This is a genomic window from Pseudomonas sp. S2_E01, assembly GCF_054668365.1.
In genome coordinates this window covers 4,336,105-4,354,144 of sequence record NZ_CP162762.1, presented here as the reverse complement: position 1 = coordinate 4,354,144, position 18,040 = coordinate 4,336,105, and the positions used below count along the sequence as shown (strand labels likewise).

18 protein-coding genes are annotated in these 18,040 nt (G+C 60.8%); 4 read left to right on the top strand and 14 right to left on the bottom strand.

Features of this window, described 5'->3' with window-relative positions:
* Nucleotides 1-140 precede the first annotated feature (140 nt).
* Nucleotides 141-1,148 (top strand): DUF481 domain-containing protein, encoded by a 1,008-nt coding sequence (locus tag AB4O36_RS20230; RefSeq protein WP_460117432.1) that lies wholly within the window; start codon nt 141-143, stop codon nt 1,146-1,148.
* 120 nt (nt 1,149-1,268) lie between these two features.
* On the opposite strand, the gene AB4O36_RS20225 is transcribed toward AB4O36_RS20230, so the two are convergent.
* A complete protein-coding gene (locus tag AB4O36_RS20225; protein WP_002554837.1) occupies nt 1,269-1,478 on the bottom strand; it encodes a cold-shock protein in 210 nt (69 codons plus the stop codon).
* Nucleotides 1,479-1,830: 352 nt separating this feature from the next.
* On the opposite strand from AB4O36_RS20225, the gene dcd reads away from it, so the two are divergent.
* Nucleotides 1,831-2,397 carry a dCTP deaminase gene (gene dcd / locus AB4O36_RS20220; protein WP_192302454.1) on the top strand — a complete coding sequence of 189 codons (567 nt, stop codon included), beginning with the start codon at nt 1,831-1,833 and terminating at the stop codon, nt 2,395-2,397.
* A 103-nt stretch (nt 2,398-2,500) separates the two neighbouring features.
* Entirely contained in the window at nt 2,501-2,710 is a 210-nt protein-coding gene (locus tag AB4O36_RS20215) for a hypothetical protein (RefSeq protein ID WP_017336784.1), read from the top strand.
* Nucleotides 2,711-2,804: 94 nt separating this feature from the next.
* On the opposite strand, the gene pdeM is transcribed toward AB4O36_RS20215, so the two are convergent.
* The 10 genes from pdeM to AB4O36_RS20165 form a co-directional block, all read right to left on the bottom strand.
* On the bottom strand, nt 2,805-3,470 hold the full coding sequence (gene pdeM, locus AB4O36_RS20210; protein ID WP_460140111.1) for a ligase-associated DNA damage response endonuclease PdeM: 666 nt from the start codon (nt 3,468-3,470) through the stop codon (nt 2,805-2,807).
* Nucleotides 3,470-5,956: a ligase-associated DNA damage response DEXH box helicase gene (locus AB4O36_RS20205; protein WP_460140110.1), complete on the bottom strand. Its 2,487-nt coding sequence runs from the start codon at nt 5,954-5,956 to the stop codon at nt 3,470-3,472. Before AB4O36_RS20205 ends, pdeM begins: the two co-directional genes overlap by 1 nt.
* 205 nt (nt 5,957-6,161) lie before the next feature.
* Entirely contained in the window at nt 6,162-6,926 is a 765-nt protein-coding gene (locus AB4O36_RS20200) for an ABC transporter ATP-binding protein (RefSeq protein WP_368557388.1), read from the bottom strand.
* 13 nt (nt 6,927-6,939) lie between these two features.
* Nucleotides 6,940-8,058, bottom strand: coding sequence for a succinylglutamate desuccinylase/aspartoacylase family protein (locus AB4O36_RS20195; RefSeq protein WP_460140109.1), 1,119 nt, complete (start codon nt 8,056-8,058; stop codon nt 6,940-6,942).
* Between the two features lie 9 nt (nt 8,059-8,067).
* Nucleotides 8,068-8,778: an ABC transporter permease gene (locus AB4O36_RS20190; protein WP_460117424.1), complete on the bottom strand. Its 711-nt coding sequence runs from the start codon at nt 8,776-8,778 to the stop codon at nt 8,068-8,070.
* Nucleotides 8,775-9,503, bottom strand: coding sequence for an ABC transporter permease (locus AB4O36_RS20185; protein WP_460117422.1), 729 nt, complete (start codon nt 9,501-9,503; stop codon nt 8,775-8,777). Before AB4O36_RS20185 ends, AB4O36_RS20190 begins: the two co-directional genes overlap by 4 nt.
* A 56-nt stretch (nt 9,504-9,559) precedes the next feature.
* Nucleotides 9,560-10,342 carry a transporter substrate-binding domain-containing protein gene (locus tag AB4O36_RS20180; protein ID WP_460117420.1) on the bottom strand — a complete coding sequence of 261 codons (783 nt, stop codon included), beginning with the start codon at nt 10,340-10,342 and terminating at the stop codon, nt 9,560-9,562.
* A gap of 206 nt (nt 10,343-10,548) precedes the next feature.
* Complete coding sequence (locus AB4O36_RS20175) at nt 10,549-12,237, bottom strand: ATP-dependent DNA ligase (RefSeq protein ID WP_460140108.1); 1,689 nt, start codon at nt 12,235-12,237, stop codon at nt 10,549-10,551.
* On the bottom strand, nt 12,234-13,256 hold the full coding sequence (locus AB4O36_RS20170) for a ligase-associated DNA damage response exonuclease (RefSeq protein ID WP_460140107.1): 1,023 nt from the start codon (nt 13,254-13,256) through the stop codon (nt 12,234-12,236). The genes AB4O36_RS20175 and AB4O36_RS20170 overlap by 4 nt, the downstream gene beginning before the upstream one ends.
* A gap of 192 nt (nt 13,257-13,448) precedes the next feature.
* The gene (locus AB4O36_RS20165) at nt 13,449-15,899 is read right to left on the bottom strand and encodes a penicillin acylase family protein (RefSeq protein WP_460117414.1); all 2,451 of its coding nucleotides are present in this window, start codon (nt 15,897-15,899) and stop codon (nt 13,449-13,451) included.
* Between the two features lie 171 nt (nt 15,900-16,070).
* Between AB4O36_RS20165 and AB4O36_RS20160 the strand changes: the two genes are divergently transcribed.
* Entirely contained in the window at nt 16,071-16,628 is a 558-nt protein-coding gene (locus AB4O36_RS20160; RefSeq protein ID WP_460117413.1) for a cysteine hydrolase family protein, read from the top strand.
* 184 nt (nt 16,629-16,812) lie between these two features.
* Here the strand turns inward: AB4O36_RS20160 and AB4O36_RS20155 are convergent, their stop codons facing one another.
* The 3 genes from AB4O36_RS20155 to AB4O36_RS20145 are packed head-to-tail and all read right to left on the bottom strand — an operon-like array spanning nt 16,813 to nt 18,036.
* Nucleotides 16,813-17,022 carry an SEC-C metal-binding domain-containing protein gene (locus AB4O36_RS20155; protein ID WP_460140106.1) on the bottom strand — a complete coding sequence of 70 codons (210 nt, stop codon included), beginning with the start codon at nt 17,020-17,022 and terminating at the stop codon, nt 16,813-16,815.
* Nucleotides 17,019-17,513 (bottom strand): LEA/WHy family protein, encoded by a 495-nt coding sequence (locus AB4O36_RS20150; protein WP_460117411.1) that lies wholly within the window; start codon nt 17,511-17,513, stop codon nt 17,019-17,021. Before AB4O36_RS20150 ends, AB4O36_RS20155 begins: the two co-directional genes overlap by 4 nt.
* Nucleotides 17,514-17,559: 46 nt before the next feature.
* Entirely contained in the window at nt 17,560-18,036 is a 477-nt protein-coding gene (locus AB4O36_RS20145) for a YchJ family protein (protein WP_460117410.1), read from the bottom strand.
* Nucleotides 18,037-18,040 lie beyond the last annotated feature (4 nt).

The following is an 18,040-nucleotide window of genomic DNA, read 5'->3' as shown; positions in this document are numbered from 1 at the left end:
ACATCACCGTTCGTAGGGTAATGCGCTGATCGGCAATTGAGAAATGAACTCAATAGAAAACGTCGGGTCAGTCGTTGCTAGGGTCTTATCCCTGCGGATAATGCCGACTTTTTTCGCAAACTTGAGCCTTTATTTTGCTTATGGTTTCCAGAACTCTGCTGTGCCTCGCTGTCCTCGGTGCTTCCACACCCCTGCTCGCCGATACCGTCTGGTTAAAGAATGGTGACAAGCTGAGCGGCAAGATCACCTTGTTCGATGGCGGCAAACTCTTGATCCAGACCGAGTACGCCGGAGCGGTGCCGATCGACTGGAAACAGGTGAAAACCCTGGAGAGCGATCAGCAATTGCTGGTCAAGCAGGACGCCTACACCGGCGAGAAAGCCAAGTCGCTGAAGTCGGCGGAAGACGGCAAGGTTACCCTCGCCAACGGCGATGGACCGAAGACCGTTGAATTGGCGAGTATCCAGCAAATCCTCAAGCCCAAGCCTGTTGTCGAGGACCTGGTGTGGAAGGGCAACATCGACGCGGCGCTGGATTACCAGCGTGCCGAAAAAGACACCGATGACTACGACATCGACTTCAAGACCACCGCACGTCATGGCCGTTGGCGTCATATCGCCGAAGGCGAATACAACCGCGAGTTCCAGGATGACGTGGTGACCACGGACAACTGGCGCGCCGAATACTCCCTGGATCGCTTCCTCACCGACAAATGGTTCTGGCAGGGCAGACTTGTCTACAAGCGTGACAAGGTGGAAGAGCTGTCGCGCCAGCGCACCGTCGGCACAGGTCCTGGTTACCAGTTCTGGGATGATGAACTGGGTGCGTTCTCGCTCGGTTCGCTGATCAACCGCACCGACTATCAATTTGATGATGGCAGCAAGGAGAACTTCTACTCCGTGGCCATGAAGTGGGACTACAACCGCTACCTGATTGGCAAGAAAGTCGAGTTCTTCACCAACGGCGAAGTGGGCAAGCCTCTGTCCGGCGTGGCCGAATACGCGCTGGATGCCGAAATGGGCCTGCGCTACAAGGTCACGGACTGGGCGTCGCTCAACCTCAAGGCCGAGCGTGACATCATCGACGGCACCAATGACGCCGATCTGGACAAGACACGTTACACGGCAGGGTTTGGCGTGACCTGGTAGGCCACTCAAACAAAAAAATCGCGACCCAATGGTCGCGATTTTTTTTTGCCCGACGAAAACACTCGAGCACAAAAAAGCCCCGCTTTTGAGGGCGGGGCTTTTTACTAAAGCAAGGACAAGTTAGATAACTTGTACTTCTTCAGCTTGCATGCCTTTCTGACCGCGGGTAGCGATGAAAGAAACCTGTTGGCCTTCTTTCAGGCTTTTGAAGCCGTCGGATTGGATAGCTTTGAAGTGAACGAACAGGTCGTCACCGGATTGTGGAGTGATGAAGCCGAAGCCTTTTTCATCGTTGAACCACTTAACGGTACCGGTTTGGCGATTAGACATGGTGTAACTCCTTGAACAAAGATAACTGCGACTCAGGAAGAACCCTGGTCGAGACTGAGTGCAAAGAGCAGGAAAAATTCTTGTAGATGGTTGGATCGAAATTCAACATATCGTGTAGAGATTCTCAGTGACACAAGCAGCACAGTGGCGCCACCTTAACCCTTTTTCTGGAACGTGCCAATGCTTCTTGCGAAGGTTTCTGGGTTTTCGTGACTGACGGTGCGCCGCAATGGCGTAATGCCCCCACTTTTGCACTGGATCGCCGAGAATTGCGCCCGGACTTTGAACCCGGGGCGCGGCCCCGGTAAGATGCCGGACAGATTTTTCACCCTCGCTATTTCAGGACATCGCCATGAGCATCAAATCGGACAAGTGGATTCGCCGCATGGCGCAGGAACACAACATGATCGAGCCTTTCGTCGAGCGCCAGGTGCGCGGCGAGAGCGACAGTCGGGTGATCTCCTTCGGCGTGTCCAGCTATGGCTACGATGTGCGCTGCACCAATAAATTCAAGGTGTTCACCAACATCAACTCGGCCATCGTCGACCCGAAGAACTTCGACGCCGGCAGCTTTGTCGACATCGAAAGCGATGTCTGCATCATCCCGCCGAACTCCTTCGCGCTGGCCAGCACCGTCGAATACTTTCGCATCCCGCGCAACGTATTGACCATCTGCCTGGGCAAGAGCACCTATGCCCGCTGCGGCATCATCGTCAACGTCACCCCGCTGGAACCGGAGTGGGAAGGTCACGTAACCCTCGAGTTCTCGAACACCACCAACCTGCCGGCGAAAATCTACGCCAACGAAGGTGTGGCGCAGATGTTGTTCCTTGAATCCGACGAAGAATGCGAAGTTTCGTACAAGGACCGTGGCGGCAAATATCAGGGCCAACGCGGTGTAACCCTGCCGCGCACCTGATCCTTTCGTCCAGTTCGCGGGAATTCCTGAGCGGGTAGACACTCTATTGGGTGTACTGCCCGGCGCTCCCACAGTGCGCCGGGCCTTTGCTCAGGAGTGCTCTATGAAGATCGATCCGCGAATAAGTGCCGAACTGGCAAGGCTTGAGCCCAATCAGGTTGGCGTTTTGGCCTGGTCCTTATTGGCACATCCTCCGATCAGCATGGCAGGGGGCATCCCCGGTCAGCCTGACCCCGACACACCCAACGAACAACCCACCGAACCCGGTGAGCCAACACTGCCGGATGAGCCGCCTCCTGCGCCTGTGGCGTAGCCGCGCCCCCTGTTGGAGCGAGCTTGTTCACGATAGCGGAGTGTCAGTCACCGTGGATACTTCTGACATATCGCTATCGCGAGCAAGCTCGCTCCTACAGAGAATCACCGACGGGCCATATCTCGTTATCGCCGATAACGAATATTCGACTCCGCTCATCCCGCTCCACCTGATACCCCCCGGTAAAGGCGCCAAACGCGGGCAGCAGGCTGACGCATTCGCCAAACCTGAAGCACGCCAGGCGCAAGCGCTGTCGGCCACGTCCCTGGAGTCGATACACCGGATGCACATGACCGGCCAGCACATGCCGTTGGGGATGGGGTGTGGGCTCATGTTGCAGGGCAAACGGTCCCAACAACATCGGCTCCGGCACCACGCGAATGTCCAGTGAAGCCGGTGGGTCGCCCGCCCGTTTGTCGTGGTTGCCGCGAATCAACGTCATCGGCAGGTCGCGCTGTCGTGCGCGCCACAGGGCCAGGGCGTTGAGTGTGGCGTCGGCATGGGAGCCGGGGCCGTGGAGGAAATCCCCGAGGAAAATCAACTGGCGACACGGCAGGGCGGCCAGGAGCGCATCGAGCACGGCGATGTTGCTTGAAGTGGTGCCCTGGGGCACCGGCTGGCCGAGGCTGCGATAGGCGGCGGCCTTGCCGAAGTGGACGTCGGCAATCAGCAACGCCTCCTGTGCCGGCCAGTACAGGGCTTTTTCCGGCAGCAGCCATAGTTCCTCGCCAGCCAGTCGTACGGGGTAGGGCGTGTTCATCAGGCTTTTCCGGTCTCGGCAGTTTTCTCAAGGTCGCTGACCATGCGTCTTATGCGGTCAGCGAGTTTTTCCGAGCTCATGCTCTCGCGCATGCGTTCCACCAGCAGAGGGAAGCCGAGGGGCGTGGGGCGTTTGACTGCATGCACATCGAGTCGCAAGCGACTGATGTGCGTCAGCGTCTGTTCCAGGCGGTCGATATCCAGTTCATTGCGCAGCACTTCTTCCCCGGCTTGCGCCAGCAACAGGTTGCCTGAGTCGTATTGCTTGAACACTTCATAGAACAAGCCGCTGGAAGCCTGGACCTGACGCGTGCTCTTGGGCGCACCGGGATAGCCGGCGAACACCAGCCCGGCTATCCGCGCGATCTCGCGAAATCGCCGCAGCGCCAGCTCACCGGCGTTCAGGCTGGCAAGCACGTCGTGCAGCAAATGGTCGGGACTGAGCAGGGACGAATCAAGGAAACGTGACCATTCCACATAGGTCGCGCTCAGCAGCTCCAGTCCGTAATCATTGACCGCAATGGAAAACGTCACGGGCTGCTGCTGGCTGACGCGCCACGCCAGAAGACTGGCCAGCCCCAGGTGTACCTGGCGTCCGGCAAAGGGGTAGAGAAACAGGTGCCAGCCTTCGCGTGATTTCAGGGTTTCGGCCAGCAGACTATTTGTAGTCGGCAATCCTGACCAGCGTTGTTGCACCTCCAGCAGTGGTCGCAATGCCTGCATTTCCGGGCCACTGAACTCGCCTTGCGCCGCAGCACTGAAGCGTGCGACCACCGCCTGCGCCAGTTCGTTGGAAAGCGGCATGCGCCCGCCGTTCCAGCGCGGCACCGCGGCTTTCTTCACCGTGCTGCGCTTGACGTAGGCGGTCATGTTTTCCACGCGGACCAGTTCCAGCAGGCGCCCGGCAAAGAGAAAGCCGTCACCGGGTTTGAGCCGGGCGATGAAACCTTCCTCCACGCTGCCCAGTTGCTTGCCGCCACCGCCCTTGCTCCAGAACTTCAGATGGATGCTTGCGTCGCTGACAATCGTGCCGATGCTCATGCGATGGCGCCGAGCCAGTCGCGCATCCGGTACACGCCAGACGCCCTGTTCATCCGGTTCGGCCCGGCGGTAATCCGGATAGGCTGTCAGGGAAAGCCCGCCGTGACGTACGAACGCAAGCGCCCAAGCCCAATCTTCGCGGGTGAGGTCGCGGTAAGCCCAGGCCGTTCGAACTTCTTCGTACAGCTCATCGGGCAGAAATCCACCGCCCAGCGCCATGCTGACCAGATGTTGCACCAGCACATCCAGTGGTTTATACGGCGATTCCCGAGGCTCGATGCGGCGCTGCGCGACGGCGTCCTTTGCCGCGGCGGCCTCTATCAGTTCCAGGCTGTGGGTGGGCACCAATGTCACCCGTGACACTCGCCCCGGTGCATGGCCAGAGCGGCCCGCCCGCTGCATGAGGCGCGCCACGCCTTTGGCGGAACCGATTTGCAGCACCCGTTCCACCGGTAAAAAATCTACACCCAGGTCCAGGCTGGAGGTACAAACCACGGCTTTGAGCTGACCGTTCTTGAGCGCCCCCTCCACCCAGTCGCGGGTCTCCCGTGACAACGAGCTGTGATGCAGGGCAATCAACCCGGCCCAATCCGGTCGTGCGTCCAGGAGCGCCTGGTACCAGATCTCTGATTGCGCGCGGGTGTTGGTGAACACCAGGCTGCTGGGGCTCGATTCAACCTCTACCACGACTTGGGGCAACATCTTCAAGCCAATGTGGCCGGCCCAAGGGAAGCGCTCGATGGCGGGCGGCAGCAGGGTGTCGACCTGCAACGTCTTGCTGCTCTGGCCCTGGACGCTGACCCCGCCACCCTGTGGGATCAAAACCTGTTCGGCGTGGGCCTGATTGCCGAGCGTCGCGGAAATGCCCCACACGATCAGTTGCGGGTTCCACCGCCGCAGACGGGCGAGAGCCAGTTGCAACTGAACGCCGCGCTTGTTGCCGAGCAATTCGTGCCACTCGTCAACCACGACCATGCGCAAGGTCGATAAGGCGGTGTGCGAGTCGGCGCGGGCCAGCATCAGCGTGAGGCTTTCCGGTGTGGTAATCAGCACAGTGGGCAGGCGCCGGCTCTGGCGTGCACGTTCACTGCTGCTGGTATCGCCTGTGCGCAGGCCGACGCTCCATGCAATCTGCAAATCCGCCAGCGGCGCTTCCAGTGCCCGGGCGGTGTCGGCGGCCAGAGCGCGCATGGGCGTGATCCACAGTACCGTCAGCGGTTCGGCCGGTGGTTTGCGTTTACGGGGTTTTTCCACGGCAGCGAGGGCAGAGGCGAATCGGTTGAGCGCGGCGAACCACACTGCGTAGGTTTTACCGGCGCCGGTGCTGGCGTGCAGCAATCCCGACTGGCCCTGTTTGACGGCGGCCCACACTTGTTTCTGAAAGGCGAAAGGCTTCCAGCCGCGAGTAGTGAACCAGTGCTTTGCGTAGTCGGGGGAGGTTCCCATGCCGGCGGCGTGTGCTCTGAAGGTGTTCTTTCAGAGACCGCGGGGGGTGGAGGGTGGTTCTACTAAAGTTGTGATGAGGCACAGGATCCTCTGTAGGAGCGAGCATGCTCGCGATGGAGTCATTGACACCGTTGGGTGTCAGGCAGCCAACGTCATCGTTGACGAACCTTCGCGAGCATGCTCGCTCCTACAGGGGGGAGTGTGTTTATTTTAGGTTACCGCTGAGAAATTGCTTCAACCGTTCACTCTTCGGATTGCCCAGCACTTCTTCCGGCGCGCCTTCTTCCTCGACCAGTCCCTGGTGCAGGAACAGCACCTGGTTCGACACCTTGCGGGCGAAGCTCATTTCGTGGGTCACCATGATCATGGTGCGGCCTTCTTCGGCCAGGCCCTGGATCACCCGCAGCACTTCACCGACCAGCTCCGGGTCGAGGGCCGAGGTCGGTTCGTCGAATAGCATCACTTCCGGCTCCATGGCCAGTGCGCGCGCGATGGCCACCCGTTGCTGCTGGCCACCAGACAGGAACGCTGGATACTGGTCCGCTACCCGTGCGGCCAGGCCAACCTTGTCGAGGTAGCGGCGGGCACGTTCCTCGGCTTCCTGCTTGCTGCAACCCAGCACCCGGCGCGGGGCCATGGTGATGTTTTCCAGCACGGTCATGTGGCTCCACAGGTTGAAGTGCTGGAACACCATGGCCAGGCGGGTACGAATCCGTTGCAGTTCATCGGCGTCCGCCACGTGCATGCCGTGGCTGTCCTTGACCATGCGGATGTTCTGGCCGTCCAGGGTCATGGCGCCGTCGTTGGGCTGTTCGAGAAAGTTGATGCAGCGCAGAAAGGTACTTTTGCCCGAACCGCTGGCGCCGATCAGGCTGATGACGTCGCCGGTGTTGGCCTTGAGCGACACACCCTTGAGCACCTCATGATCGCCATAGCTTTTGTGCAGGCCTTCAATGGTCAGTTTGTACATGGAGCAGGCATCCTCAAGGCGAAAGTAGGTAACCGCTGCGGTAGGCTTCGGTGCCCGCGACATGGGCGATCACCATGCCGGCAGTGGCCATGCGCCGCAGTGAACGGGCGTACATCAGCCCGGCGATGGTGCAGTGAACAGGGATAACGCGATCGGTGATCGGGTCGATGATCTCGGCGATCAGTTGCCCGGCTTCCAGGTATTCCCCCGGCATGGCCGTGAACACCAGTAAGCCGCCAGCCGGCGTTGCCACGGGTTCCACGGCCGCCAGTGGCGTGGCCGGGTACGGCAGCTCCGGCAGGGGCAGCGGTTCGCCGACAATGGCGCCGAAATGAATCAGGTAATCGAGCAGCGCCTGGCAGTCGAGACTGGCCAGCGGGTGATTGACGTCACCCTGGCCGCGCAGCTCGACGGTCACGCTGAAGCTGCCCATGGGTATCTCGAAGCGCTCGCCGAAGCGCTCTTGCAATTGCCACCACAGCAGGGTGAAGCACTCGTCGAACGACTGGCCGCCAGAGTCGGTGGCCAACAGGCTGGCTTCCGAGCCGATATAGCGCGCCAGGGGTTCGACCTTCGGCCAGGCCTGCGGCGTGGTGTAGAGATGCGCGACCGCCTCGAAGTCGCAATGCAGGTCGAGCACCATATCGGCGTCGCAGGCCAGGCGTTGCAGGACCAGTCGTTGCGATTGCAATTGGGTGCTGGCGCTTTGGCGGTCCAGGGCACTGCGCAGGCTGCCGCGGATCAGTTCGAGGTTGCGCTGGGGATCGTCGCTGAGCTGGTCCTCGATTTCATTGCCGACTTCCTCGCTCAAATCAACGAACCAGCGGTTGAAGTTCTGACCGCTCTCCAGCTCGTAGCGGCCTAACGGTACGTCCATCAGGATTTGTTCCAGGCCGACCGGGTTGGCCACTGGCACCAGCACGATTTCGCTGCGCAGGCGGCCGGCGGCTTCAAGCTCCGCCAAGCGCTGCTTGAGGTGCCAGGCGACCAGCATGCCGGGCATTTCATCGGCGTGCAGGGACGCCTGGATGTAGATTTTGCCGCTGGCCGCCTGTGGGCCGAAGTGAAAGCTGTGGATCTGGCGTGCGGTGCCCGGCAGCGGTGCCAGCAGGTCATGGGTCTGGTGGTGCATGTGCGTGTCCTAGTGGGTCGGCCCGAGAAAGGCCAGCCATCGGCGTTCGGCGAGGCGGAACAGGCCGACCAGCGTAAAGGTGATCGCCAGGTAAATCAGCGCGGCGATGCCGAACGACTGGAAGGTCAGGAAGGTCGCCGAGTTGGCGTCCCGCGCGACCTTGAGGATGTCCGGGATGGTTGCGGTGAACGCCACGGTGGTCGAGTGCAGCATCAGGATGACTTCGTTGCTGTAATACGGCAGCGAACGTCGCAGGGCCGACGGCATGATCACGTAGGCATACAGCTTCCAACCGGTCAGGCCGTACGCCTTGGCCGCTTCGACTTCGCCATGGTTCATGCTGCGGATTGCCCCGGCGAAAATCTCCGTGGTGTAGGCGCAGGTGTTCAGGGCAAAGGCGAGGATGGTGCAGTTCATCGCGTCGCGAAAGAAGCTGTCGAGCAAGGGCTGCTCGCGCACGGCGGCCAGGCTGTAGATGCCGGTGTAGCAGATCAGCAACTGGATATACAGCGGCGTGCCTCGGAACAGGTAAGTGTAGAACTGCACCGGCCAGCGGATGTAGAAGTGGCTGGATACACGGGCGATGGACAGCGGAATCGAGACGATGAAACCGATGAAAATCGAGGCGCTGAGCAGCCACAAGGTCATGGCGAGGCCGGTGATGTTCTGGCCGTCGCTATATAGGAAGGGTTTCCAGTATTCCTGCAGGAGTTCGATCATCGTACAGCCTCCCGAGTACCGGCGGCGTAGCGGCGTTCCAGCCAGCGCAGGACCATGTTCGAGGCACTGGTGATCACCAGGTAGATCAAGGCGGCGAGCACCAGGAAATAGAACAGTTGATAGGTGCTTTTACCGGCGTCCTGCGCGGCCTTGACCAGATCGGCCAGGCCGATGATCGAGACCAGTGCGGTGGCCTTGAGCATCACCATCCAGTTATTGCCGATACCTGGCAGGGCGTAGCGCATCATCTGCGGGAACACCACGATCCAGAACCGCTGGCCGCGCTTGAGTCCGTAGGCAACGGCGGCTTCGACCTGACCCCTTGGCACTGCGAGGATCGCGCCACGAAAGGTCTCGGTGAAATACGCGCCATAGATGAAACCCAGGGTCAGGACCCCGGCGCTGAACGGGTTGATCTCGATGTATTCCCATTCCATGTAATCGGTGAACGAGGTCAGCCAGGTTTGCAGGCTGTAGAAAATCAGCAGCATCAGGACCAGGTCCGGTACGCCGCGAATCAGGGTGGTGTAGCACTGGGCAGGCAAGCGCAGCAGTTTGACTTTTGACAGCTTGGCACTGGCGCCCAGCAGGCCGAGCAATACGGCCACCAGCAGCGACATCGCTGACAATTTGATGGTCATCCAGGTGCCTTCCATCAGCAATGGACCGAAGCCCTTGAGGCTGAAGGCTGAGAGCCCCAGATTTTGTAGGAGGTTTTCGAACATAAATCAGCAACCTGATCGGAAGAAAAAAGCGCCCATCGCGAGATGGGCGCCTGGCATTATTTGCCGCTGTACAGATTCAGATCGCCAAAGTGTTTCTTCTGGATGGTGGCGTAGGTGCCATCATCGTGTAACGCTTTGATACCTTTATCCAAAAGCGCTTTCAGCTCGGTGTTACCTTTCTTAATGCCGACAGCGGTTTTGGAAGGCAGAAGTTCGTTGTCGACTGCCTCGCTGACGTCATAGTCGGCACCCTGCGGCGACTTGAGGAAGCCCAGTTCGGCTTGCAGCATGTCCTGGATCCCGGCGTCGAGACGGCCGGAGGTCAGGTCGGCATACACCTGATCCTGGTTCTGGTAGGCCTGGGTTTTCACACCGGCCTTGTCCAGCACGGCTTTGGCGTAGGCTTCCTGGATGGTGCCTTGCTCGTAGCCGACGGTTTTGCCCTTGAGCGAGGCGACGTCTGCCGTGACGCCCGAACCTTTCTTGAACACGTAGGCGGTTGGGCCGGAGAACAGCTCGCTGGAGAAGTCGATGACCTTTTCGCGGGCAGGGGTAACGGTCATCGACGAGATCACACCGTCGAATTTATTGGCCTTGAGGCCCGGAATCATGCCGTCGAAATCGCTCTCGACCCACTTGCACTTGACCTTCAGCTCGGCGCAGATCGCGTTACCCAAGTCGATATCGAAACCTACCAGGCTGCCGTCAGCCGCTTTCGACTCGAATGGCGCGTAGGAAGGGTCAACACCGAAACGCAATTCCTTGTATTCCTTGGCCAGCGCGGAGCCAGCCGTTACGCACAACGCCAGTGCAGACAGAGTCAGCAATGCTTTTTTCATTATTCAATCCCTAAGAACCAATATGAGCGCTTGTGGCGCAGAATTATTGTTACTGGAAGCGTAAGACCTAATGAAAGTAGCAATTTCCGAACCAGAGTGGCGAACAAGCGTTTAAAAGGCTTTTCAGGAAATTGCCGGATGGGATTAGTGCACGAAAATGGGCGTCGTGAATAGGGTGCACCGTTTTGGGGTGGAGATGTCGGCGGTCAAGCCAACAAATCCTGCAACGTTCCCAGATTGTCGGCCTCATCGATGGTCTTGTCCTGACGCCAGCGCAGCATGCGGGGAAAGCGAACGGCGATGCCGCTCTTGTGGCGCTTGGACAGGGCGATGCCTTCGAAGCCCAACTCGAACACCAGGCTGGGTTTGACGCTGCTGACAGGGCCGAACTTCTCGATCGTGGTCTTGCGCACGATGCTGTCGACCTGGCGCATTTCTGCGTCGGTCAGCCCCGAGTAGGCCTTGGCAAAAGGCACCAGGGTGCGTTCGCTGGCGTCGGGCGGACCGTCCCACACGGCGAAGGTGTAGTCACTGTAGAGGCTGGCGCGGCGACCATGGCCGCGTTGTGCGTAGATGAGCACCGCATCGACGCTGAACGGGTCGACCTTCCATTTCCACCAGGTGCCCATGTCCTTGGTCCGGCCAACGCCATACAGCGCATCGCGGGCCTTGAGCATCATGCCCTCGACGCCGAGGCTGCGGGATGCTTCACGTTGACGAGCGAGGTCGAACCAGTCTTCGCCCGTCAGCACGGGGGAAGGCAAAAGCACCGGGTTACTGCACTGGACGATGACCTTTTCCAATTGCGCGCGGCGTTTGGCTTGAGGTTGGTTACGCCAATCCTCGCCCTGCCATTCCAGTAAGTCGTAGGCGAGAACCACCACCGGCACCTCGTCGAGGATCTTTTTGCCCAGGGTCTTGCGGCCGATGCGCTGCTGCAGCAGGGCGAACGGTTGCACGGCGGGCGCGGACGGCGCTGCCGGGTCGAAGGCGTCCCCGGTTTCGGGCCGGGTGGTTTTCCACGCCACAATCTCTCCGTCGATCACCGTGCCGTCGGGCAAGCCATGGACCAGGCTGTCGAATTCGGGAAAGCGTTCGGTGACCAACTCTTCGCCGCGCGACCAGACCCACAGCCGCCCCTCGCGCTTGACCACCTGGGCGCGGATGCCGTCCCACTTCCATTCCACCTGCCACTGACTGGCCGGGCCGAGCAGGGCTTCGAACTGTTCGACCGGCTGCGACAGCGCGTGTGCCAGGAAAAACGGGTAGGGCTGGCCGCCGCGCTGGGCATGTTCGTCGACGGATTCAGCGGCGATCAGCTTCAGGTAACTGGCGGCGCTAGGCCGGTTGGACAGGTCGGTGTAGCCCACCAGCCGCTGGGCCACGCGTTTGCTGTCCAACTGCGCCATCGCCGCCAGGGCGCGGGTGACCAGCAGCTTGGAGACACCCACGCGAAAGCTGCCGGTGATCAATTTGATGCACAGCATCAGGCTCGGGCGATCCAATTGTGCCCAGAGCGCGGGCAGGCGCTCGGCAAGTGTTTCAGGGGTTTCACCGCGCAGCGGCAGCAGTTTTTCCTCGATCCATAGCGCCAATCCATCGTTGGAGCTATGGGGTGCTTCGGGCAGGACCAGCGAGATGGTCTCCGCCAGATCGCCCACCGCTTGGTAACTCTCCTCGAACAGCCACGGCGACAGGCCGGAATAGGTGACCGCCAGCTCGCGCAGGACACGCACCGGCACCAGTTGCCGAGGTCGGCCACCCGACAGGAAGTACACCGCCCAGGCGGCGTCTTCAGGTGCGGCATGCGCAAAATAGCGCTGCATTGCCGCAAGCTTGGCGTTGCTCGACGTCGTGGCGTCGAGGTCGGCGTACAGCTCGGCAAACGCTTTCATGGCAGCGCCTCGGCGGTGGTTGACTGTTCTTCTTCATCGTCACCGTACTCGGTGTTGAAGCCCTGCGCGTCGAGCCCCTGCTCGCGCAGGTGGCGGACCAGCACGCCAATCGATCCGTGGGTCACCATGACCCGCTCGGCGCCCGTTTGCTCGATGGCCCAGAGCAGACCGGGCCAGTCGGCGTGGTCGGACAGCACAAAGCCGCGGTCCACGCCACGTCGGCGCCGTGTACCGCGAAGGCGCATCCAGCCACTGGCAAAACCATCGCTGTAGTCGCCGAAACGGCGCATCCAGGTGCTACCCCCCGCCGAAGGCGGCGCGAGGACCAACGCCTTGCGCATCATCGGATCGTTTTTCTGGACTTCGCCGGCGTAGATTGTCGGCGGGATGTGGATGCCGCCTGCGCGATACACACGGTTCAGTGGCTCGACGGCGCCATGCACCAGGATCGGGCCGAGGCTGGCATCGATGCCGTGGAGAATCCGCTGGGCTTTACCGAACGAGTAGCAGAACAGCACGCTGGCCTTGTCCTGGGCGGCATTGGCTTGCCACCACTGATTAATCTCGGCGAAAACTTCTGCCTGGGGTTGCCAGCGATAAATCGGCAAGCCGAAGGTCGATTCGGTAATGAAGGTATGGCAGCGTACCGGTTCGAACGGAGCACAGGTGCCGTCCGGTTCGATCTTGTAATCACCGGAGGCCACCCAGACTTCACCGCCGTATTCCAGGCGTACCTGTGCTGAGCCGAGCACATGGCCAGCGGGATGGAAGCTCAAGGTGACGCGGTGATGTTGCAACCGTTCGCCATAGGCCAGGGTTTGCAGGTCGATGTCCTGGCCCAGTCGCGCACGCAGGATGCCCTCGCCGGGCGCGGCGGCCAGGTAGTGCTGGTTGCCGCTGCGAGCGTGGTCGCCGTGGGCGTGGGTGATGACCGAGCGCTCGACCGGCCGCCACGGGTCGATGTAGAAATCCCCGGCCGGGCAGTACAAACCTTCGGGACGTGCGATGACAAGGTCCATGGAGTGACCACGATGGAGGACTTGTTAGCTAAGAGGCGGGGGTGGGGCGGGAAGTTCTATCGGGATTTTCAGGTAACTGTGCTGCACCTGTGGGAGCGGGCTTGCCCGCGATAGCGTTCGGTCAGTCAACATATTCGTCGCTGACACATCGCTATCGCGGGCAAGCCCGCTCCCACAGAGGGGGGGTACAGCTCACTTACCAGGCGTCAAGGTCAGCCGCTTCGTCCCGTACACCTTGTCGAAGTTCTGCGGTTGCATCGGCAGGCTCATGTATTGGCCCTTGAGCCACGGGTCCACGCTATCGAGGTAGTGCGGGCTGGCCGGGTTGCCGGATTGGCCGGTTCCGTTCTGGCCCATCAGCGGTTCGGCCTGGCCGAAGTCGACGATAAAGCGCATGGCCGGAGCCTGCGTGGTGTTGAAGTCTTCACCCCAGGCGAACGCCGCCATGTTCAGCGTGGTGTGGTCGCCGCCGGCGGCGACGGGGCCACGCACGGTCTGGCCGCTGGCGTTCTTCCATTCGTAGCGGTGCAACTTGCCCCACTGCCAGGCCCTGCGATCACCGCCCAGTTGGCTGTCGCCGGCGCTGATGGCCGCCGCCAGGCTGCGGGCGAGAATGGCCGGTTTGTCTTCTTTCTGTGGTGTGCGGGTGTCATCCCAGAAAGGGCTGTCTTCGCGGCCAAGCAGGTGGTCGGCCTGGGCGGCGTAAGACAACTTGCCATTGGCAATGAAGGCTTTCCACGCAGGGCTGGTTGGCGAGCCGAGCTCATCGAGGAATATCTGCTTGGCGCTTTCCTGCAGAAACAGCTCGTAAATCGCCGCATCGGCGGAGGTCGGTGTGAGCTTGCCGTCGAACGCCATCAACCGGCCCAAGGCTTCGCGAGCCTTGCCACGATCCGCTTCCGGCAAGGCCTCGATCGCCTGTTTCAGCGGCTGGGCCATGCCCGGTGCGCTGAACATCTGCTTGAGTTTCGCGGCGAAAGTGGTGGTCTGGTCATATTGCATGGCGATCACGCTGCGGCTGTCGTGTTTGCCCACGCCGGCCAGTTCCGCCAGGCGCTCACCACGCTCCGGAGCCGCCCAGGAGTTGGACAACTGCATGCCATAGCCGTGAGGAATCACGCGCTGGTTGGCTGTGCCGAGCCAGCCTTGGGCAGGGTCCTGATCGTAGGGGTGCAACATCGGATCGGCGTAACCGTCCCAATCGTAGCGTCCTTCCCATCCCGGCGAGGGCAGCAGGCCTTCGCCTTCGCGGCGATTGGGGTAGCGGCCGGTCACTTGCCAGCCGATGTTGCTGGCGTCGGCGAACACCAGGTTGAGCGTGATCGCCCGGATTTCCCGGCTGGCGTCCGACGCTCTCTCGACATTCTGCGCCCGGGACAGGTCGAAAAATGCATCCAGGGATTTGTCATCGGCAAAGCTCGGCGTCTGCAAGGCCAGGCCGAAACCGTTGCCCAACGCGGTGCCCTGGGCACTGTTGAGCAGCGGGCCGTGGCGTGTTTCATACACCGCTTCGCGGATTGGCCGCTGACCTTTGACGAAATAGGTTTCGTTGCGAACAATCACCGGTTGCCATTTGCCGCCGGCTTCGTAGGTCAAGCTGTTGCCCTGGCGTCGGATTTTTTCCAGGAACAGGTCCTGGTTGTCGCCCATGACCGACGCGGTGCTCCACGCCACCTTGCCGTTGAAACCACCCAGTACCATCGGCAAACCGGCAATCGTCACGCCGGAAGCCTGATACTTCGGTGAGCGAATCTGCACGTAACTGAACAACGATGGCACGCCCAACGGGCCGTGGCTGTCGCTGGCCAGCAGGCTCTTGCCACTGCGGCTGCGTTGCGGCGCGATTGCCCAGTTGTTGGACGAGGTGGCACCCAGCAGATTCAGGCTGGACAGTTGGCCGGTGGCTTTGTCGAGTTCGGCGAGTCCAGCAATTGCCCCGTTGAGCTTGAGGCCCTTGAGTTTTTCCGCTTCGGCGTCTGGCAGTTTTTCGTCAGGGGCGGACGGCGTGAGCCATGGCAGTTTGTCGGTAGTCAGCGATTGGGCGAGTACCAGTGAGGCGATTTCCTCGGGCAAATTCGCCGACTGGCTGAAGTTGAGCAGACAGAAGATCAGCGCCGAATCTTCAGGTTTCCAGTATTCGGGCTTGTAGCCGCTGGTCGCGAGGTCTGCCGGTAGATTGTCGCGGTAGCGGAACAGGTAGGCGTTGACCCCGCGGGCGTACACCTCGAAGAAGCGTTTGAGCCGCGGCGAAGAGGCCTTGTACAGCTCATCGGCACTTTTCTTCAGGTTAACGGCGCGCATGTAGCGGTCGGCGTCGAGCAGATCGGCACCGGACATTTGCGCCAAACGACCCTGGGCCAGCAGGCGCAGGGTGACCATTTGCGTGATGCGATCGCTGGCGTGCACGTAGCCGAGGGCGAACAGCGCATCGTGGAAGCTGTTGCTTTCGATCAGCGGCATGCCCATGGCATTGCGGCGCACCGAAACGTTCTGCGCCAGGCCCTTGAGCGGTTGCACGCCAACAGCGGGCACCAGGCTGTCCTGGGCGTTGAAAGTCTGACACCCGCTGAGGCTCAGGACACCGGCCACTGCTGCGGCAACGCCGAACCGGGGAAGAAAATGTGTAAGGGCTGGCGAGGCCATGGCAAGGCTCCTGCGGGGGTAGCGTCAGTAAAGGCGCTACGTTAGTGAGCAGGAGGTGACCGCGCAAGCGGGGCAGCGGGTTATTTCAGGATTTGTCGGACGAATGCTTGCCTGTGGCGGGGGTTGGTGCTCAAGTGCCGGACATTCAAGACCTTGCGTGGGGAAATCGGCATGGAACTCAAGGCTGACGCAGCACTGATCATCATCGATCAGCAGAAAGGCATTCTGGAACCACGGCTGGGGCGGCGAAACAATCCCCAGGCTGAAGAGCGCATGCTGGAACTGATCGGGGCTTGGCGGCGTACCGGGCGGCCGCTGTTTCATGTGCAGCATTTGTCGCGTTCGCCCGATTCGGTGTTCTGGCCGCAGCAGCCGGGGGTGGAGTTCCAGCCGCGCTTTGCGCCACTGGCGGGTGAGCAACTGATCCAGAAGCAGGTGCCGGATGCTTTTTGTGCTACCGGGCTGGAGGCTCGCTTACGCGAGGCGGGGATCGAGCAGTTGGTCATCGTCGGTGTGGCGACGAACAACTCGGTGGAGGCCACTGCGCGAACGGCCGGGAACCTGGGGTTTGACGCGTGGGTGGCGCACGATGCGTGCTTTACCTTCGACAAGGCGGATTACTTCGGCCAGCTACGCAGCGCTGAGGAAGTGCATGCGATGTCGTTGGGGAATTTGCACGGGGAGTATGCGACGGTGGTGGGAACTGCGCAGATTTTGGCTGCTGTCTGAATGTGGTGGTGGTTGTCAGGCCGCCTTCGCGAGCAAGTCGAATCGTCGCACCGCCGCTCCCACAGGGATTGATGGTGTACACAAAATCTTTGATTAACACCGAACCCTGTGGGAGCGGCGGTGCGACGATTCTACTTGCCCGCGATAGCGGTCTAACCGGCGAAGCAATCCTCGGCCCGAAGCATCAAGCCCCGTGGCACTTCTTGAATTTCTTGCCATTGCCGCAAGGGCAAGGGTCGTTGCGACCGACATCTTTCAGGGCGTTGCGTACAGGCTCCTGGGGAGCGTGGTTGCAGTGCGGGCCGTGGACGTGGCCATGGTCGTGATCATGGTGATGGTCGTGATCGTGATCGTGGTTGCAATCAGGGCCATGAACGTGGGGTTGCTGGGTCATCGGGTGTGCTCCGGAATTAAATCGGCGGGGATTATCACGCCATTGCGCGCCAGGTGCACGTAGTGCGCGATGAATAAACCGGTTTCCAGCTCACCTTCCAGTCGATAGGGGATGGCCTGGTCGGATTTTTCCAGCAGTTTCACCAGTTCGCGCACCTTGGGCCACAGGTTGGTGCGAATCGGCACCTTGAAAAATCCGCTGCGCTTTGGGCCCACGGTAAACCAGTGCTCGTGCTCGCCTTCCGCCAGCAAAATGTTGCCCAAGTGTATGCGGTATTCGAGACCCCGGACGGTCAGGTCATTGTCCGCGGGGTTGTCCACCCGAAAATACAGCTCGAAGCGTTGCTGCATCAGCCTGGCCTGGACGACTTCGACCTTGACCAGGTGCACCGCAGGGTCCGGCGCGTCGTCGCCGAACCACGACGCGCAGCCGCCAAGCCCAAGCAGCAGGGGCAAGGTGAACAACAACTGTGCGAACCGATGGCTGATCATGGTGGCATGTCTCCCTTGAGCCCCAGTCTAGTTCGTCATCGATCACTCAACTGGCAAAATACCCCGCGCAGCATTTCTTGAACTTCTGCCCGCTGGCGCAGGGACAGGTATCGTTGCGGCCCGCCTTGAGCGTCACGGTGGGATCGATGAAGTACCAGCGCCCGGCGTTTTGCACGAATGAAGAACGCTCGCGATGACTGTGTTCACCGCTGCCGTCATGCCAGCGTGCAGTGAACGTCACGAAAGCGTGTTCCGGTTGACCACCGAACACCTCGGAGCTTTCGACCTCAAGACCCAGCCAGGTGCTTTGCGCGCTCCAGTCACTGATCGATTGTCGGTCCAGTCCCGACTGTTGTGCGGCCAGAGTGGTCGCCACCAGGTAATCGACCAGGCCCAATACGTAGGCGCTGTAGCGCGAACGCATCAAGGCCTCGGCGCAGGGGGCCGGGTGGCCGGCGTGGAAGTGGCCGCAGCAGGCGTCGAGGAGTGTGCCGCTGCCACAAGGGCAAATGGATGTACTCATTGCG

Excerpts from the sequence above, each read along its gene's own strand:
- AB4O36_RS20230 (WP_460117432.1), top strand. The coding sequence starts at position 141 with ATGGTTTCCAGAACTCTGCTGTGCCTCGCTGTCCTCGGTGCTTCCACA.
- AB4O36_RS20225 (WP_002554837.1), bottom strand. The coding sequence starts at position 1,478 with ATGTCTAATCGCCAAACCGGTACCGTTAAGTGGTTCAACGATGAAAAA.
- dcd (WP_192302454.1), top strand. The coding sequence starts at position 1,831 with ATGAGCATCAAATCGGACAAGTGGATTCGCCGCATGGCGCAGGAACAC.
- AB4O36_RS20215 (WP_017336784.1), top strand. The coding sequence starts at position 2,501 with ATGAAGATCGATCCGCGAATAAGTGCCGAACTGGCAAGGCTTGAGCCC.
- pdeM (WP_460140111.1), bottom strand. The coding sequence starts at position 3,470 with ATGAACACGCCCTACCCCGTACGACTGGCTGGCGAGGAACTATGGCTG.
- AB4O36_RS20205 (WP_460140110.1), bottom strand. The coding sequence starts at position 5,956 with ATGGGAACCTCCCCCGACTACGCAAAGCACTGGTTCACTACTCGCGGC.
- AB4O36_RS20200 (WP_368557388.1), bottom strand. The coding sequence starts at position 6,926 with ATGTACAAACTGACCATTGAAGGCCTGCACAAAAGCTATGGCGATCAT.
- AB4O36_RS20195 (WP_460140109.1), bottom strand. The coding sequence starts at position 8,058 with ATGCACCACCAGACCCATGACCTGCTGGCACCGCTGCCGGGCACCGCA.
- AB4O36_RS20190 (WP_460117424.1), bottom strand. The coding sequence starts at position 8,778 with ATGATCGAACTCCTGCAGGAATACTGGAAACCCTTCCTATATAGCGAC.
- AB4O36_RS20185 (WP_460117422.1), bottom strand. The coding sequence starts at position 9,503 with ATGTTCGAAAACCTCCTACAAAATCTGGGGCTCTCAGCCTTCAGCCTC.
- AB4O36_RS20180 (WP_460117420.1), bottom strand. The coding sequence starts at position 10,342 with ATGAAAAAAGCATTGCTGACTCTGTCTGCACTGGCGTTGTGCGTAACG.
- AB4O36_RS20175 (WP_460140108.1), bottom strand. The coding sequence starts at position 12,237 with ATGAAAGCGTTTGCCGAGCTGTACGCCGACCTCGACGCCACGACGTCG.
- AB4O36_RS20170 (WP_460140107.1), bottom strand. The coding sequence starts at position 13,256 with ATGGACCTTGTCATCGCACGTCCCGAAGGTTTGTACTGCCCGGCCGGG.
- AB4O36_RS20165 (WP_460117414.1), bottom strand. The coding sequence starts at position 15,899 with ATGGCCTCGCCAGCCCTTACACATTTTCTTCCCCGGTTCGGCGTTGCC.
- AB4O36_RS20160 (WP_460117413.1), top strand. The coding sequence starts at position 16,071 with ATGGAACTCAAGGCTGACGCAGCACTGATCATCATCGATCAGCAGAAA.
- AB4O36_RS20155 (WP_460140106.1), bottom strand. The coding sequence starts at position 17,022 with ATGACCCAGCAACCCCACGTTCATGGCCCTGATTGCAACCACGATCAC.
- AB4O36_RS20150 (WP_460117411.1), bottom strand. The coding sequence starts at position 17,513 with ATGATCAGCCATCGGTTCGCACAGTTGTTGTTCACCTTGCCCCTGCTG.
- AB4O36_RS20145 (WP_460117410.1), bottom strand. The coding sequence starts at position 18,036 with ATGAGTACATCCATTTGCCCTTGTGGCAGCGGCACACTCCTCGACGCC.